The 16,785-nt window shown below is 54.3% G+C and carries 19 protein-coding genes; 13 read left to right on the top strand and 6 right to left on the bottom strand.

All coding sequences use genetic code 11. The features are described from left to right. Positions 1-22 precede the first annotated feature (22 nt). The gene (locus ACYVC2_RS04320; RefSeq protein ID WP_461101066.1) at positions 23-847 is read right to left on the bottom strand and encodes an SGNH/GDSL hydrolase family protein; all 825 of its coding nucleotides are present in this window, start codon (positions 845-847) and stop codon (positions 23-25) included. A 145-nt stretch (positions 848-992) separates the two neighbouring features. Continuing rightward, complete coding sequence (locus ACYVC2_RS04315; protein WP_461101065.1) at positions 993-1,343, bottom strand: hypothetical protein; 351 nt, start codon at positions 1,341-1,343, stop codon at positions 993-995. A gap of 319 nt (positions 1,344-1,662) precedes the next feature. Between ACYVC2_RS04315 and ACYVC2_RS04310 the strand changes: the two genes are divergently transcribed. Then, positions 1,663-2,322 (top strand): superoxide dismutase family protein, encoded by a 660-nt coding sequence (locus tag ACYVC2_RS04310; RefSeq protein ID WP_461101064.1) that lies wholly within the window; start codon positions 1,663-1,665, stop codon positions 2,320-2,322. A gap of 74 nt (positions 2,323-2,396) precedes the next feature. On the opposite strand, the gene xth is transcribed toward ACYVC2_RS04310, so the two are convergent. Together xth and ACYVC2_RS04300 are read right to left on the bottom strand one after the other, a co-directional pair. Next, a complete protein-coding gene (gene xth, locus ACYVC2_RS04305) occupies positions 2,397-3,167 on the bottom strand; it encodes an exodeoxyribonuclease III (protein WP_461101063.1) in 771 nt (256 codons plus the stop codon). Positions 3,168-3,387: 220 nt separating this feature from the next. Next, complete coding sequence (locus tag ACYVC2_RS04300) at positions 3,388-3,816, bottom strand: OmpA family protein (RefSeq protein ID WP_461101062.1); 429 nt, start codon at positions 3,814-3,816, stop codon at positions 3,388-3,390. A 353-nt stretch (positions 3,817-4,169) separates the two neighbouring features. Here ACYVC2_RS04300 and ACYVC2_RS04295 point away from each other — a divergent pair, with 353 nt between their 5' ends. The 3 genes from ACYVC2_RS04295 (at position 4,170) to ACYVC2_RS04285 (ending at position 6,295) form a co-directional block, all read left to right on the top strand. Further along, positions 4,170-4,925: a dioxygenase family protein gene (locus tag ACYVC2_RS04295; protein WP_461101061.1), complete on the top strand. Its 756-nt coding sequence runs from the start codon at positions 4,170-4,172 to the stop codon at positions 4,923-4,925. 120 nt (positions 4,926-5,045) lie between these two features. Further along, complete coding sequence (locus tag ACYVC2_RS04290; protein ID WP_461101060.1) at positions 5,046-5,555, top strand: hypothetical protein; 510 nt, start codon at positions 5,046-5,048, stop codon at positions 5,553-5,555. A 26-nt stretch (positions 5,556-5,581) separates the two neighbouring features. After that, positions 5,582-6,295 carry a pirin family protein gene (locus tag ACYVC2_RS04285; RefSeq protein WP_461101059.1) on the top strand — a complete coding sequence of 238 codons (714 nt, stop codon included), beginning with the start codon at positions 5,582-5,584 and terminating at the stop codon, positions 6,293-6,295. 41 nt (positions 6,296-6,336) lie between these two features. Here the strand turns inward: ACYVC2_RS04285 and ACYVC2_RS04280 are convergent, their stop codons facing one another. Together ACYVC2_RS04280 and ACYVC2_RS04275 are read right to left on the bottom strand one after the other, a co-directional pair. Next, entirely contained in the window at positions 6,337-8,250 is a 1,914-nt protein-coding gene (locus ACYVC2_RS04280; protein WP_461101058.1) for a sensor histidine kinase, read from the bottom strand. Positions 8,251-8,269: 19 nt separating this feature from the next. Next, positions 8,270-8,986, bottom strand: coding sequence for a LytR/AlgR family response regulator transcription factor (locus ACYVC2_RS04275; RefSeq protein WP_461101057.1), 717 nt, complete (start codon positions 8,984-8,986; stop codon positions 8,270-8,272). A 200-nt stretch (positions 8,987-9,186) separates the two neighbouring features. Here ACYVC2_RS04275 and ACYVC2_RS04270 point away from each other — a divergent pair, with 200 nt between their 5' ends. The 9 genes from ACYVC2_RS04270 (at position 9,187) to ACYVC2_RS04230 (ending at position 16,733) form a co-directional block, all read left to right on the top strand. Next, positions 9,187-9,789 carry an RNA polymerase sigma factor gene (locus tag ACYVC2_RS04270; protein ID WP_461101056.1) on the top strand — a complete coding sequence of 201 codons (603 nt, stop codon included), beginning with the start codon at positions 9,187-9,189 and terminating at the stop codon, positions 9,787-9,789. A gap of 125 nt (positions 9,790-9,914) precedes the next feature. Further along, the gene (locus ACYVC2_RS04265; protein ID WP_461101055.1) at positions 9,915-10,175 is read left to right on the top strand and encodes a hypothetical protein; all 261 of its coding nucleotides are present in this window, start codon (positions 9,915-9,917) and stop codon (positions 10,173-10,175) included. A 151-nt stretch (positions 10,176-10,326) separates the two neighbouring features. Then, the gene (locus tag ACYVC2_RS04260) at positions 10,327-10,596 is read left to right on the top strand and encodes a hypothetical protein (RefSeq protein WP_461101054.1); all 270 of its coding nucleotides are present in this window, start codon (positions 10,327-10,329) and stop codon (positions 10,594-10,596) included. A gap of 275 nt (positions 10,597-10,871) precedes the next feature. Next, on the top strand, positions 10,872-11,735 hold the full coding sequence (locus tag ACYVC2_RS04255) for an STAS domain-containing protein (RefSeq protein ID WP_461101053.1): 864 nt from the start codon (positions 10,872-10,874) through the stop codon (positions 11,733-11,735). A gap of 11 nt (positions 11,736-11,746) precedes the next feature. Further along, on the top strand, positions 11,747-12,145 hold the full coding sequence (locus ACYVC2_RS04250; RefSeq protein WP_461101052.1) for an STAS domain-containing protein: 399 nt from the start codon (positions 11,747-11,749) through the stop codon (positions 12,143-12,145). Next, positions 12,126-12,539, top strand: coding sequence for an anti-sigma regulatory factor (locus tag ACYVC2_RS04245; protein ID WP_461101051.1), 414 nt, complete (start codon positions 12,126-12,128; stop codon positions 12,537-12,539). Before ACYVC2_RS04250 ends, ACYVC2_RS04245 begins: the two co-directional genes overlap by 20 nt. Beyond that, on the top strand, positions 12,532-13,566 hold the full coding sequence (locus ACYVC2_RS04240) for an ATP-binding protein (protein WP_461101050.1): 1,035 nt from the start codon (positions 12,532-12,534) through the stop codon (positions 13,564-13,566). Before ACYVC2_RS04245 ends, ACYVC2_RS04240 begins: the two co-directional genes overlap by 8 nt. After that, complete coding sequence (locus ACYVC2_RS04235; protein ID WP_461101049.1) at positions 13,550-15,217, top strand: sensor histidine kinase; 1,668 nt, start codon at positions 13,550-13,552, stop codon at positions 15,215-15,217. Before ACYVC2_RS04240 ends, ACYVC2_RS04235 begins: the two co-directional genes overlap by 17 nt. Before the next feature lie 196 nt (positions 15,218-15,413). Beyond that, positions 15,414-16,733, top strand: coding sequence for a glycosyltransferase (locus ACYVC2_RS04230; RefSeq protein WP_461101048.1), 1,320 nt, complete (start codon positions 15,414-15,416; stop codon positions 16,731-16,733). The last annotated feature ends 52 nt before the right edge of the window (positions 16,734-16,785 follow it).

The following is a 16,785-nucleotide window of genomic DNA, read 5'->3' as shown; positions in this document are numbered from 1 at the left end:
TGGAGCTTCTCCGAACTGATGTTCAATAGTTTTTCAGGATTTTGATCAACTGGCGGCTGATTAATTCGTAGCCTTTGTCGGACGGATGCAGGCCATCGTATGTCTGATCGATGGCTTCTACTGGGTATGGATACTCGTCTGATTCAGGATTGAACGGAACGTCGATAAACTTTGGGTAGGGATAGTTGCGGTACGCGCCGGTCTGCGGATCTTTCAGCCGTTTGTATTTGACCAGTTTCTTCATACGCAGCTTTTTCAGGTGATATAGGTCGACCACGGGCAGGTGCTCGTAGTGACCGATAGAATCGATTGCCTGGGCAAAGGCTTCGAGAAACTGGCCATTCTTCGCTTTGTAAGACCCGAAGGCGTTGTTTTTGAAATTCCCCAGGTACACAAAATCGACCCGCTGCATGGGCGTAATCAGGATAATCGGCGCGTCGGGATTGAGCCGGCGAAGTTTATCGATGATCAGCCGAAAAGAGCCATACACGGTCGCGTTTCCCGTATTGGTCTGGTAGTCCGTCAGGCGGCCCAGGGGTCGGCCCGCCCACCAGTCGTTGGTACCCAGGAAGACCGAATACACATCCGCTTTGGTTAACCCCAGGGTCTCGATCTGCTCGGCAATCCGGCCCGCCGTCCAGCCATTGTGGCCCTGGTTGGTGTAATGGATGTACGGCAATTTTTCAATCACCCGGCTCATGTAGCCCTTACTAATGCGATCGCCGGTTTCGTTGCGGTGTTCATTCAAATACGTAATCGAATCGCCGATGGCCACCCAGCTCAGCTCTTTATGATCGAATGAACTAAGCAGAATAACCAACCCGGCCAGAAGAAGAAACTGTTTCATGATGGTAAGACAACGGCAGTGAAGATAAAAGCTGACCTCCAGGCGACCACAGCCCGTTTCGGCTTTCGGATGGTGTAGGCTGAAAAGCTAAGTCAGGAATCGGTTTACTGCTGCCCCCTTCCCCAATTATGGCGCGCTTCGATTTTTATTCATCCGCAACGACGTTCTTTACGCCCTCACACATAGCCTTGATCCGGCGATAAGACGCATCGGAGTTAGCCCTTTTGTCCAGGCTTATCCGTACCTCCCCCGGCCATTCTTCCAGTTTAAATTCAGTATTGTCGTCCAGCCTGGTTGTAACATCCACCTGCTCGCCGGTCACGGTGGTACTGGCCATTTTACGGTTGATATATTCCTTAACCTCCTGGTCTTTGTCCGGGTCGTATCGGGCAAAGAACGTGTAGGTATCGTCGGAGTCCGTAACTGAAATTTTGCGGTCAGCCGTATCGCAGGCCAGCAGGGTTAGCGTCAGCAAACCGAAACAGAAATACTTCATAAGGATAGTTGTTTAACAAGGAACTATGCAATATAAGGTAGCTTGACAAGTCTGACATATAAACTACATCAGCGGCCAATACGCGTGATAAACGAAACCGATCCGGCCGGTGAGCGCCAATATGACTTTGCAGTTCACTCCGAATCCCCAGGACAGTCTTTACAACCCTAACTCGGTCGTTTACCCCCAATAGACGGGAGTTGATAGCCTTTTCTGACTGGTCTCCGTCCGCTTTACTTACCTTAGCTTCGATCGGGCACTAGCTGTCTGACCACTAACAGCTTATCAGCTCCATAAACCAAGCCTCGTTCCAACCACTATGTCAGCAAGTTTTTCTTTGCCCCTCAACCCGAACAAAAAATACGGAGCGCAACGCCAGACCAGTCACCAGAGCCAGCCATTGGCTTCTCAGCGGAAAACCCTCCTCCATCAGTGCCAGGCGCTGGCCAGGTGGTATGGCGTGGGGCTGGCGATAGCCGGTCTACTGGCGGGCTGCACCGACCACCAGAATGTGCCCCGGGCAGCCGCCACGGCAACCCTAATCAACAGCAGCGGCAGTGTGGGGGTAGCTCAGCTGGCCGAAGATAGCGACGGGCTCGTAAGTCTGACGGTAACCGTTAGCGGATTACCGGCGGGCAAGCACGGTATCCATTTTCATGCGATCGGTGTAGCGCAACCTCAGGACGTGCCCGCTTTCAACTCGTCAGGGTCCCATTATAATCCGGCCAGCCATCAACATGGGCTGAACAATCCAATGGGGGCACACGCGGGCGATCTGCCGAATCTGGTGGTAGACAGCCAGGGCAATGGCACGTTGATCACGACAACCAACCGCATTACTCTATCGGACGGTCCCCTGACTTTGTTCGACAAAGACGGGTCCGCACTGATCATTCATGCCGGTGAAGACGATCAGATGACAGATCCTACCGGCAACAGCGGTGCCCGAATAGCCGGCGGGGTGGTGGTTCGCAAATAAGCCATCGACAAGACAGGGTTTCCTGGCTGGTTACCAGCTGAAACTGGCTCCACTCCCAACATCATGCGCCCGTATTAATCGACCTCGATCCATACGGGCGCATGATCGCTGGCTTTTTCCCAGCCTCTAACCTGGCGGTCGACACCGCCCGCTTGCAGGCGTTTTTCCAGCTCCGGACTTACCAGCAAGTGATCGATGCGTAGCCCGGCGTTCCGGCTGAAGGAGTACCGGAAGTAATCCCAGAATGTATAAACGGTCTCATCGGGGTATAGCTTTCGGATAGCATCCGTCCATCCCTGGGCGAGCAACTGCCGATAAGCCTCCCGAACCTCGGGCAGAAACAGCGCATCGGCGACCCAGCTCGCGGGCTTGTACACATCCTGCTCCGTAGGAATGATGTTGAAATCCCCGGCCAGTACAACCGGCACCTGCTGAATCAGTAAGTCCTGGGCATGAGCTTGTAATCGCTTCAGCCAGGCCAGTTTATAATCCAGTTTAGGACCGGGGGCCGGGTTCCCGTTGGGCAGGTACAGACAGCCGACGAGGAGCCCATTGACCGAGGCTTCAAGATAACGGCTGTGGCTATCCTCGTCGTCGCCGGGCAGTGATCGACGAAGTTCTACAGGGGTACCAACTTTCGACAGAATAGCCACCCCGTTCCAGCTTTTCTGTCCCTGCCAAATCGCCTGGTAACCCGTTTCCTGAAGGGCCTGTTCGGGAAACTTTTCCTGAGGAGCTTTCAACTCCTGCAGACACACTACATCGGGCCGGGTTTCTTCAAGCCAGCGCAGCAGGATAGCCAGATGACCGTTGACTCCGTTTATGTTGTACGTTGCGATTCTCATGATATCGATTTTTCCATTCGCCTTCAGCGATTGAGATCCGTTTCTGTTCAGTCAGATACCCTCCGGTAGCGGTTGGCCGGTATTTATTGGCAGACGCTTTCGGGAGTCGTCCCGCCCGCAGTTCGGTTAGTCAAACAGTAAAATGACAAATCTGTTCGAGCTGGGCCATGCCTGATTAGGTAAGGAAAGCCATGTACTAGCAGAAGAGCTTTCGAATAAATTACCTGGGCACCAGCAGAATTGCCACTCGTCGGCGGATGGTTTTTACCGCTTTCGAATCCTCCGCCGACACGTTGGTGTCAGGTCCCTGCCACTGCACGTTCATCCGATCGGTCGACACTCCGCGCTGGTTGAGGTAGTGTTCAACCATTCGGGCCCGGCGTTCCGACAGCGCCAGGTTCAATTCGCGCTTGCCAATGACATCCGTATAGCCCGTGATTATCGCCATCAACCGGGGTTGACTGACCAATTGTCTGGCCACCGAATCCAACGCTATTTTGACGCCTGGCCGCAGTCGATCGCTGCTTTGATCGAAATACAGGATATGGATGCTTAACGGAAGCGTTCCGACCTGGTCTGAAGGTTGCGCCTTCACCGGCAGACTCAGGCAAAAAAGCAGGGCATAACCAATCCATCTCGACAGGAGCATACAGCAATTTTTTGGAACGACAGTGGAGACACAGCGACCAAAGGCCGCCACGCTTCCGCTCTGTGTTTATCTACAACGAGCAACCCGAATAGTCTGAAAAGCGACGCCCATTCACCGATAAAAATCGGGCATTTACCGCTAATGCCCAAGCCGATGCAACGAAACAGGGGGGTTCTGCGCTAATAGATACTGAAAGGACTTATCAGATCCTTCTCGCATCCGAAAAAACAAAATTATGTTTGGTTTAGGCAGTATAGACATCGTCCTGGTCCGGACCCGGGGCGAATCCAGTTGCCGCCAACCAGCGATCTGTTATCCAACATTTTTCCAGACTCCTTTCAATCGTTTACCACATGGAACGCAAAGAATTTTTGAAACGCGGATTCAGTAGTTTATTAGGCATAGCCGCCATCGCTCCGGTCGTGGGCGGGTGCAACAAAACCGAAATCGATCCGACGACCAGCGGTACCGATACAGGCACCAGTACGTCCACGGGTTCGACCAACGGTAGTTCGTCGGGCAACTGTACGGTTACCAACAGCGAGACCGAAGGTCCGTTTCCGACCAAAACCCCAGCCAGTTACGTGCGAAAAGACATTACCGACGGTCAGACCGGGGTAGCTCTTACCATGAACATCACCATCAAAAATGCCAACGCCAGTTGCGCAGCACTGGCCGGTGCCCTGGTCGATGTCTGGCATTGCGATAAGGCCGGTAACTACTCCGAGTACGGCGGCACGGGCATGCAGAGCACTAATTATACGAGTGTACACTTTCTGCGGGGCCGTCAGACAACCGACAGCAATGGGCTGGTTAGTTTCACTTCCATCTTTCCGGGCTGGTATTCGGGTCGGGCACCCCACGTTCACGTGCACATCTACAATGCCTCGGGTAAATCGCTGCTGGTCACCCAGATTGCTTTTCCCTACGACATTACGAACACCGTTTATTCGACGGCGCAATCATATGGCTACACGAAAGGAACGCAGGATACGCTCAACGAAAAAGACAACGTCTTTGGCGACGGCTATACCAACGAGTTAGCGACTGTTTCGGGCAGTATTTCAGCGGGTTACACCCTGACCCATACCATTGTCGTCAGCGCCTGACGGCTTGTGCTGGCAAAGGTTAAAGCGGATTTTGCCAGCACAGCTTAGGTTTTCATCCATTGAGGGTACGGAGAGCCACTACGCTCCGTACGCTGCTAATTTCTGTTATCCATCGAACCCGTGAAAGGTCTGATTCGCCTGACGTACCGAAAAATCATCGACGCCAATTCCCAGAAATTGTGGGACAAGTACGTATTCGACGATACCTACATGGAGTTTTTCATGCAGGCGCAAACCTTCGATCCTGGCAACCGGTACGCAACCTTTCAGGAGTTGGTAACGCACGTACCCCAGGCCGAACGGTTGCATGCCCTGACCAGCGCAGCCGCGATCGGCTACATCCGGCAACTCAACAACCTGATGCCGGATATGGCCAACGTGTCGGGCAAATTGTGTCTGCCTTTTTCGCAGTTCAACTTCGAGATCATTCAGTCACACGTCGAAAACAAGCAGGCGCACCGCGTGGCGATTCTCTTTTACAGCGACCCGATTACCTGGATCGACACGGTGGGTAATCACCTGCTCGTAGCCTACGGCGACCAACGGACCGCCATCAGCGAAGAAAAAGAGGTCGAAACGGATCTGATTGCCCTACAGCCGTATCTAAGCATTGCTACCTGGCAGCCCTAAATGATTGTCCCGACGAATTAGAAAAAATGGATACCCAAATTCAGGCGCAGATCTACCTGGCCGACCAGCGGGGTTGCTCGCAAACGCCGTCTGTGCGAAGCTACCACAGTTTTAATTTCGGGGCCTATCAGCAGGATAGTCGGATGCCCTTTGGTAGTTTACAACTGTTGAACGACGATACCCTGCGGGCCGGTGCCAGTCTGTCGCTACAGGTTGCAGAGCACACGCACGTGCTGCTGCTGCCGGTAAACGGGGGGCTGGAATACCAGTTCGGGAACCCTGCCGGCCCATCACACACCGGGTTTGTGGAGCCTGGGCAAGCGGGTTTATTAACGTTATCGGCCGGTATGTACTACACCATCAGCAACCCCTACGAGACCGAACACATCGATCTTCTGCAAGGCTGGCTAACCAGCTCCATGGGTGCTTCGGGATCGGATTTAGTTATCACCGACATCGACCTTAGCCAGAAGAATACGCTGTTGCCGCTTTTCGAATTGGCAGAAACATCCCCCGCCCGACGGGGGTATATCGGTCAGTTTGCCGGCCGGCAGGAAGGCGCATTTCTCCTCGAATCGGCCAGCCAGGGCATTTATGTGTTCGTGATTCAGGGAGCATTTGAAGTCGCCGATCGGCTCCTGCACGAACGGGACGGCCTTTCGCTGCGGCAGGTTCAGGACGGCCGGGTAGAGTTCGAAGCTTTATCCAACGAGGCCGTTCTGATACTGCTGACGGTATAGATTGCCGCTTCACGGCGCTAGAGGTCCGTTGTCAGCCCGCCTTACTCGCCAGCCGTAGCAGGGCTAAACGGCACCTTATCCATCTGGCTATGTGCCGCAGTCGTTTGTCTGAAGTAAAGAAAGAACGTAGTCCCTTCATTTTCCCGGCTTTCGACCCGAACAATTCCTTTGTTGAGTGTAACGAGTTCCTTGACCAGCGGCAACCCTAGCCCTACCCCTGGTTCGTTCGCCGTTCCGGGTTGCGACGAACTCTGATCCATCTGAAAAAGGGTTGTCAGTTGGGTCGTCGGCATCCCGATGCCCGTATCCCGGATGGTCAGACAGCTCATCACACCCTGTGGCTCCGCCCGCACCCAAATGCGCCCCCCGGCTGGCGTAAACTTGAGTGCATTCTGCAGCAGATTACGGACAATGATCGCCAGATGGTCCGGATCGCCCAACAGACTTAGCTCGGCGGCCAGTTCACACCGTATGTCGATGCGTTTGGTATCGGCAACGGTCTGCAGCAGGCGAATTTCCTGCTCGATAAGGGGGGCTACCCGGACATTCACCTGGCGGGCCCGGTAGCCGCCCAATTGCCCGATAGCCCAGTTCAGTACGTTTTCCAGCATGGTATGTACCTGCGTCAGCCGCTCAGACAGGCTCTGGGTCGATTCGGCAAACTCTTCCTTGCTCAGCATGCCCCAGTCGTGTAGCAGCAGGAAGTTTTGAAGACTGGCGACGGGTGAACGTAGATCGTGCGACAGCACCGCAAATAGTTTATCTTTTGTGGCGTTTAGTTGCGCCAGTTGCGCACGTTGCCGTTCCAGGCGCTGCTTGTTGCGCTGGAGCATCAGCAGAAACCCGATCAGCAATACCGTAGCCGTCAGCGTACCTACCAGGTAGAACCACTGCCGTTGCTGCCGGGCCTGAAGAACCGAAATCTGACGCTCTTTTTTCTCCAGATCCAGAGCGGCCTTCAACTGGGTCATCTGAAGTTTCACGTCGCGGGTCTGGCGGGTGCGCTGCAACCACAACCGAACTTCGGCCAGATTCTCACTGGCCAGGTAAGCTTTCTGGTAATCGCCTTTGGCAACGTACAGGTCTGCGAGGTTCTGGTAATAATGCGACAGATGAATCGTATCGGGCCTGGATCGTTTTTGTTCGTCAGTCAGCCCCCGGAGCAGGTAAGCTTCCGCCTGGGCGAATTGCCGCAGATATACACACAGGCGGGCCATATCATTGAAGTATACAAATACCCCGTCGGTCTGGGGCAACAAATGCCTTACCGACGCCAGTCGATGCGCGACCGCCAGTGCCTGCGTCGTTTTGCCCTGCTCCTTCAGTAAATCGCAGTAATCCAGACCCGCTGTAAACCAGCGATCCAGGTTGTACCGACGATAAATGGCCATTGCCTGTAAGCAATAGCGTTCGGCCTGATGGTACTTTCTATACCACCCATACAGCTCTACCCCAAGGGCGTACACATCCGACAACTCTACATAGCTACCTGTTTTCTGCGCGTATTGGTGGGCCAGAGCGAATAATTCGAAGGGATCGCCAATGCGCTGATGCATGGCCACGATGGTCAGCAACTGGTAGCAGCGGGTCAGGTGCAGATTATCACCCTGCCGACTGGCAACGGCTTTGGCCTGGTTCAGCCAGCTCACCACCCGGGCTTCGTCCTTCAGCGCGTACAGATAAACATAGCCGAGCTGGTACATAGCCCGGGCGGTTGCGAACGAATCATGGCTTTGCCGGGCCAGTGCCAGCGACTGGTGCAGGTAATGCAGGCAGGAATCGATATGGACTGACTGGTACTGATTGCCCAGTTCCCAGGCTAACCGGCTGCGGCTGGTGTCGGCGGTGGCCAGCGCAAGCCGGCGCTTTAGTAAGAGAATAGAATTTGTTGGTTGAGCCTGCAGGGTCGTTTTGCCGACGCTCAGCAGGAACCCAACTCGGATTATAATGCCCATTACTGTGCCATATCGCATATTACTTAACCCGGCTAAACAGGTTTCCGTCGATGTGTTTGCGATGGAGCAGCGCCCGGTACTGATCGCCAATGGGTATGATCTGCCCCGAAGTGAGCTCCAGCTCGTTCTTGCCGATCCGACTGATGGCTGGCCGGTAGACAATGAAAGACCGATGAACCCGCACAAACTGATCACTCTTTAGCTGCTCCTCCATCCGGGCAATCGACAGGGTCGGCATCACGGTCTGCGTAGTCGTGACGATGTGCAGAAAATTCTCCTGCGCCTGCATGTAAAGCACATCTTCGTAAGCAATCTGCACGAACTGCTGGTTCTCCCTGACGAAAAAGTAGGGGGCTGTCTGGGCCGGATCGGGCTGGTGCCAGAGCCGTTGGCGGACTTTCTCGATACTGTTCAGAAACCGGGCCGGATCGATGGGCTTGAGCAGAAAATCGACCGGCGACACCTCGTAAGAGTCCAGCGCGTAGTCGCGGTGAGACGTGATAAAAATCACCAGTGGGGGCTGGCGCATGCTCCGAACAAAAGCCAGCCCCGACATGTCGGGCATTTCGATATCGCTGATCAGCAAGTCGACTTCCTGCTGGGCCATTACGGTATAGGCCTCCATAGCCGAAGAGCAGGTGCCCACCAGATTTAGTATCGCATTCATGTGCACCAACTTGGTCAGAATGGTGCGCCAATGAGCATCGTCATCGACAAGGAGACAATTTATTTTCATATAAACAGACGATTAAGCGACAATCGGTGGATTTTAATGGACGAAATCAAAGGGTTGCTATACAAAACAAGGGCGTTCGTCAACAGCTCCGGCTCGGGCTTGGCAATCCTGACTAATCATGATAGTTTTAGGTATATATACATACTTGAACTACTCAACAAAACTAAAAAAGAAACTCAGTTTGCCCACTTTACGCCGTGGTGGGCGACTTATTTAATCGCTTGTTGACCGTACTGACCTACCTGAAAATGCGTACCCTGACCGATGAAGAACTCGCCCGCCGATTTGTCCTGACCCGCCAGTCTACTTATTATGCTGTGCTTTATTCGCGCCACTACCCCACCGTATACAAGTGCTGCCTGCACTACCTCCGCAACGGCGAAGATGCCGAAGATCTGACCCAGGAACTGTTTGCCCGGCTCCTGCACCGGATCGACAGCTACGCCGGGCAGTCCAGCCTGAAAACGTGGCTGCTGACCGTCACCCGAAACTACTGCCTGATGCACCTTCGGCGACAGGGCAACCGCCGGATGGAATACTATGATCCGGACCTGCTGCTGCACCTCAACCAGATCGATATAGCCGACAGTCAGGAAATCTACTTCGCCCAACTCGATACGGCTCTGCAACAGCTCAACTATGCCGATCGACAGTTGCTCACCGATTTTTACCAGAAAGATAAACCCCTGCGCGAGCTGGCCGGTCAGCATCAGATTAGCGGCAGTGCGGTAAAGATGCGCATCATGCGGGCCCGGGATCGACTACGCCAGGCTTACTACCAGCAACTGACCCTGGCCGACTGATTTCAGGCAGGAATCGACGAGCCGATCGACCGAACACCGTCATCTGTGGATAGGGGTCTGTTTCTCCCGGCCAAAACCATTTGATCCGCGTCAGGTTACTTCTGCAAACAACCTTACAAACGATCATGGATAAGAAAGTAACCACCATCGCAGGCATTGCCCTGGGGGCTTCGTTGCTAGCGGGTGCCGGATACGGCCTTTATAAATACTTCAGCAAAAAATCAAAAGAAAGTAGCCAGACAGGTTCGTCGGCGGGTAGCGGCAATCGCATTGGCAAACTGTTCGACGGCTACATTGGCAGCGGCCTGATCAAAAGCAACAACCTTTACGGATGGGGCAACGGCGATAGTGCTCTGGTAGGCGGTGGTCTGTATAAGGCAAGCTAGGCTCACAAGTTCTATAGCCTAGCTCCGGTCTTTTTGGTTGGGTGAGCGAGCGGCTGCCTCGCTTTTTTCAGCAGATGGCTGAGCGCCGGACAGCCGCTTTCTCCCCAGCTTCCAGTGGTTATGGTTCACCGATCAATTTCTCCCTAATCCAATGAATGAGCAACTGATTTTAAACGATATCGCGCATAAACTGCTGGAGCGCTGGAAACTGGTAATCGCCGAGAGCCGGAAAGCCAACGAAAGCCAGCACGAATACAGGCATAGCCTTTACCAGCAGGAACGGCGCTTTCTCGAAGATCTGCTCGAGCAGATCAGTCAACACCTGCCCGACGGGCTGACCGAGTGGGCGCAGTATAAACAACACCCCGCCCCCAATATTTATTTTAGTCCCGATTCGACCGATGTAGAGCCGGGTATGTAATGCCGGTGCGCCGGGCAGACCTGTTTCACGGACCTTATTGTCTGGATTGTCTGGAGTCATACTAGATTAACCTGAAATAATCCCTACTTTAGAGTCGTCAAAACGTATCGAGCGCTTCGGCTTCCGGTATCGGCTTGTTCGAGGTATGAAGACATGGGCATCTGACACGATTTTCCAACTTCCGGCCGTCATCCAGCCAGTACGCATAAAGCAAATCAACGCCTGCTCTTCGTTTGTAATCACCCTATATCGACTTTTAACATTTTGCTTACCTTATGAGCAGCATTGCCCAAGTCCTCAGAAAAAACAAAGCCAAACTCCTCGACTCCTGGATACAGAAACAACTACAAAGTGAGAATCTTCGCGAGGATTTAATGACCAACGATGAGTTAAGGGTGCAGTCGGCGGAATTAGTAGAACTTCTGACCCGATCGATCACCGAAGACAACATCAGCCAGGTAGAATCAGTCGACTTTGACGAGGTGTATGAGCTGCTGGGCAGCATTTCGATGTCCAGAGCCCGGCAAGGCTACACTCCCCGCGAAACAGGCATTTACATCTTTAGCCTGAAGGAAGCGATTTTCGAGCTGTTCCAGCAGGAAATGGAAGCCGACCCTACCCAGCTTTTTCAGGCAAGTCTACAGATCAACCGCCTGCTGGATAGTTTCGGGGTAGCCACCTTCGAAACCTTTATCAAAGGCCGGGAAGACGTCATTCTCCGGCAAACCGATGAGATCAGCGATATTTCGACCCCGGTGATCCAAATCTGGGACGGCATTCTGGCGCTGCCCATCATTGGTACGCTCGACAGCTCACGCACGCAGATCGTGATGGAAAACCTGCTTCAGAAAATTGTCGATACGGGCAGTGCGATTGCCATCCTGGATATTTCGGGCGTGCCCGCCGTCGACTCACTGGTAGCGCAGCACCTGATCAAAACCGTGAGCGCCACCCGCCTGATGGGGGCCGACTGCATCATCAGCGGCATCCGACCTGAGATTGCCCAGACGGTGGTTCACCTGGGTATCGACTTATCCAACATCATCACGAAAGCCTCCCTGGCCAGCGCCCTCAAGCATGCCTTCTCCATGAACAGGCTGGTCGTCAAACGGGTAGACCCAGAAAAGAAATCCGTTTAGCCTCGTAACCTATGGACAAAATTCCTATTCTCCGAATGGGGGCCTTTCTGCTGGTCACGATTCAGGTCGATCTGTACGACCGGCTGGCCCTGAACCTGGAAACGGATCTGGTGACCATGGTGCATAAGACCGGGGCGCGGGGGGTACTGATCGACATTTCGGCCGTTTCCATCGTCGATTCCTTTATGGGCCGCATTCTCGGAAACATTGCCAGCATGACCCGCGTGCTCGACGCCGAGACCGTGGTGGTCGGTATGCAACCCGCCGTGGCCATTACCCTTATCGAACTCGGCTTGTCTTTAACGGGCGTATATACGGCGCTCGACGTGGAACGGGGGATGGCCCTGCTGCAAGCCCGACTCGGGCCCGACGACTCTCTGACCGACGACGATGCTGATAACGCTGAGTAAGGATAGCCTTACCATCTCCCGCGAACAGGACGTGGTTCCGTTTCGGAACCGGGTCAAAGAAGTTGCGGTGAAAATCGGAATGGGCCTCGTCAACCAAACGAAGCTGATTACAGCAGCCAGCGAACTAGGGCGTAATATGCTCCGGTACGGGGGCGGGGGCGAGGTGCGTATCGAAGTCGTCAGCCGGGGGCGGGAAACGGGCATTCGCTTAACGTTTAGCGACAAAGGGCCGGGCATTGCCGATATCCCCCTGGCCATGCAGGATGGCTATTCCACGGGAAAAAGTCTGGGCCTGGGTTTACCCGGTAGCAAGCGTCTGGTCAATGAATTCAATATCCAGAGTACAGTCGGCCAGGGTACGACCGTGACAATTTTAAAATGGAAGAATGGATAACTCTCCGCATGTGCGATTTCAGGCGATTGACCGGAGTTATCTGGCCAGTATCAAAAAGAGCGTGAGCCATCTGGCTGCGGAGTTAGCATTCGACAAGCAGCGGCTGGGCGAAATCGACCTGATCGTGGCCGAGATGACGTCCAACCTCATCAAACACGCGGGCGGGGGCGAACTGCTGGTGCGGCAGGTTCGTAGCTCGACCAACGCCGGGCTCGAGCTGATCAGCATCGACCGGGGGCCCGGCATGAGCGATCCGACCCGCATGATGCAGGACGGCGTTTCGACAACCAGCACGCTGGGCCACGGCCTGGGTTCCATCAAGCGGCTGGCCGACCAGGCTCAGCTTTATTCGCTCAAAGGCTGGGGTACGATTTTACTGGCCCGGATTTTCCTAAATCCCCTTCATCAGCCGGAGGCAAAACCCGCGTTCGAGTACCGCTCGGTGCTGGTTTCCAAACCCGGTGAAACAGCTTGCGGAGACGGCGCTTACGTCAAGCTGACCGCCAATCACATCAAACTGTTTTTAGGCGATGGCCTGGGCCACGGTCCGGAGGCTTCGAAGGCTGTTCAGGCGGCTATCGATGCCTTCCGCCTGTGTCCGGATCATCGCCCCGCCGAGATCATTCGGTATATGCACCGATCGGTCAACAAAACCCGTGGCCTGGTGGGCTCAGTCGTCGTCTACGACCGCCAGCAGCAACACTGGGACTGGTGTGGGGTAGGCAACATCGCAACCAGGATCAGCGGGGGACTGATAACCAAAAATCTGCTGGCCTACAACGGTATTATCGGGATGAACCTGCCCAATACCATGCACAACCACCTGCTGGCTTTCGAGCCCGGCCAATTGTTGCTGATGGGTTCAGATGGCCTGCAATCGCGCTGGGACCCCGCCAAGTATCCGTTCATTCACCGGTATGACTTATCCATACTGGCAGCTGCTATTTACAAAGATTACGCCCGCCAGACAGATGACACCTCGGTGCTGGTAGGACGCATGCAACGAACTTATGAAGGAGTTAGCTAAAATCGGGCTCGACAACGAGATGGACCTGATTCTGGCCCACAAACGAGCGATGAAACTGGCCGAACTGGCGGGGTTGTCGCTCTCGGCCCAGACTACATTCGCGACGGCCGTTTCGGAAGTGGCCCGGTATGCCATGGAGCAGGGCAGCATCCCCGTATTAAAACTAGGAACCGATGACGATCTGCGCTACCAGGCGCTGGTGGCGGTGGTCGAAGACGTGGACCTGCCGATTGCCAACCCACTTCATCAGGGTCTGCAGTCGGCCCAGCGGCTGGTCAACAGGCTGGAAATAGCCAATACGGGCAAAGAAAGTCGGATTAGCCTGTATTGCCACCTGCCGTCCTCCCGTAAAATCAGCGACGAACGCTTACGCGACTGGCGTGATCAGTTTGCAACCGATCAGCCCATATCGGCTTATGATGAAATCAAGCGAAAAAATGAGCAGTTGCAGGAGTTATCCCTTCGGCTCCAGGCCAGTGAGCAGCACTATCAGCAGGTCACTAACTCCCTGCCATTGATGATCTTCACGGCCAACCAGCTGGGGCAGCTTCTGTACGCCAATGCCTGGGTGACGGAATTTACGGGCCGGTCGATTCAACACCTGAATCAGAGCAGGTGGGCAGACGTACTTCATCCGGATGACTACGCCCCCTTCTGGGCGTTGTGGACGCAGCAGGCTACCCTGGGGCAGCTTTTCCAGTTTGAATGTCGACTGAAGGAAAAACGTACTCAAACGTACCGGTGGCATTTGTTTTCTGCGCAACCCGTCTCGGCCGATCAAGCAACGATAACGGCCTGGACAGGATTCGTGGTCAACATCGACGCTCAGAAAATCATCGGGCAGACGCTTCAGCAAAACGAAGACCTGGCCCTGGCCAAAGCGAAACTCGAACAGTCGCAGCAGGATCTGGAAGCGCTGGTGACGGAACTGAACCAGAGCAACGCCAAGCTAACCCAGTTTGCTTACATTGCCTCCCATGATCTGCAGGAACCGCTCCGAAAAATTCAGCAGTTTGGCGACCTGCTGAAAACCCGCTCGACAACCCTGGCCGACGACGAACTTCTGTATCTGGACCGAATCCTATCGGCGGCAGCCCGCATGTCGGCCCTGATCAAAGATCTGCTGGTCTACTCGCGTCTGTCTACCCGGCAGGAAACCGTCGGTACGGTGCCACTGGGGCAGGTCGTTGTCAGCGTATTGGAGAATTTATCCGTTCCCGTCGAAGAAACAAAGGCGCAGGTTCAGGTGAGTGACCTACCGACGATTCAGGGGGACATCACCCAGTTGATTCAGCTTTTCCAGAACTTAGTAAGCAACGCGCTGAAATTTCGTCAGCCCGAGTCTCCGCCCATTATCCACATCGACGCCCACGAAATCCGGGGGACCGCTTTGCCCGCTTCGCTGAAACCAGCCCGGCAGGCGGCTGCGTACTACCGCATCGACGTAGCCGACAACGGCATCGGATTCGATGAAAAATACCTGGATCGGATCTTTCAGGTTTTCCAGCGGCTGCACGGCAAGAACGAATTTCCGGGAACCGGCATTGGCCTGGCCATCTGCGAGAAAGTAGCCGCCAACCACGGCGGAGCGATTACTGCCAGGAGTGAGCCGGGCCATGGAACGACGTTCAGCGTGTATTTACCGGTCTGATTTACGTTATCGAGGTCCTTTTACGATCATTGCCGGATCGATCGGCCCCCTTTCTTCTGTTTTTTTGGATTGCCGCCTACGCAATTCATGAAAAATTATAGCCGCTTCATCAGCGGCTTTTTCCATTTCATCGGCCTGTGGTTTGAGCGGGCCTGTCGGCAGGCCAAATTTGCTTTAGCAGTAAACCCAAACGCACATGAACAACAAACGTATCCTCTTTGCTACCGTACCCTTCGATGGTCATTTTAGTCCGCTCACCAGCCTGGCGGTTCACCTTAGCCAACTTGGTCACGATGTACGCTGGTTTGTCGGTGGTCATTACGGTCAGAAAGTTACCCGGCTTGGCCTGCCTCATTATCCATTTCAAAAAACCCAGACGGTCAACCACGAAAATATGGAGAGTCTGTTTCCCGAACGGGCATCCATCAAAAACTCGCTTGCCCGCCTGCGCTTCGACATCAACCAGATATTCCTGCTCCGTGCCCCCGAACAGGTCGAGGACCTGAAAAGCATCTATGAAGAATGGCCGTTCGATCTGCTCATCTACGATATAGGGTTTGTCGGAGGTACGCTCATCCGCGAACTACTGCCGGTTAAGTCGGTATGTGTGGGCGTAACACCCCTGGCGGAGAGTGATGCGTATGTGCCCCCAGCTGGTATGGGTGTGAAACCTACCTCGAACTTCCTGGGTCAGCCGGTAATCCGACTACTGAACTACCTTGTGTACGATGTGCTGTTCAAGCCCTGCAACACTCTTTACAATCAGGTGCGGCATCAGTATGGCCTTGCTCCCGTACCCGGTTTTGTGTTCGACGTGGCAGTCCGGCAGACTGATCTGTATCTGCAAATTGGCGTTCCTGGTTTCGAATATCCCCGGAAACATATTAGCCCGAACGTCCGCTTCATAGGGCCGCTCCTCCCCCACAAGTCGGGCAAAGTAGTTGAATTTGCGTCTGTTCAGCAGCTTCGGGATTATAAACGGGTGCTTCTCGTTACCCAGGGCACCGTAGAGCGGAATGTTGAAAAAATCATAGTGCCGACCCTCGAAGCGTACAAAAACGACCCCGACACGATGGTCATTGCCACAACGGGCGGTTCGTCGACGGCAGAACTGCGGGAACGCTACCCTCAGAAAAACTTCATCATCGAGGACTTCATTCCCTTCGAGGCTGTCATGCCTCACGTGAGTGCCTACGTAACCAATGGGGGCTACGGTGGCGTGATGCTGGCGCTGCAGCACCAATTACCGGTTGTGGCTGCGGGGGTCCACGAAGGCAAAAATGAGATTGCCGGCCGCGTCGGATATTGTAAGCTGGGCGTCGATTTGCAGACCGAAACGCCCAAACCCGACCAGATCCGCAAAGCCGTCAATCAGGTACTGACCGACAAAACGTATCAGCAGCAGCTTCAGAAAATCAGCGTGGAGTTCAGCCAGTACCAGCCGCATGAACTATCTGAGAAATTTATCAACGAATTACTGGCCGAAGAAGCTGTAACGCTGGAAATGGCGGTGTAGATGTACCGCGGCCTTCAGTCCGCTTTTGACTTTCTAAAAAGCGGACTGAAGG

The organism is Spirosoma koreense, from assembly GCF_054777875.1.
Note: the sequence above shows the minus strand (reverse complement) of the source record. Positions and strands in the feature narration are given on the sequence as shown.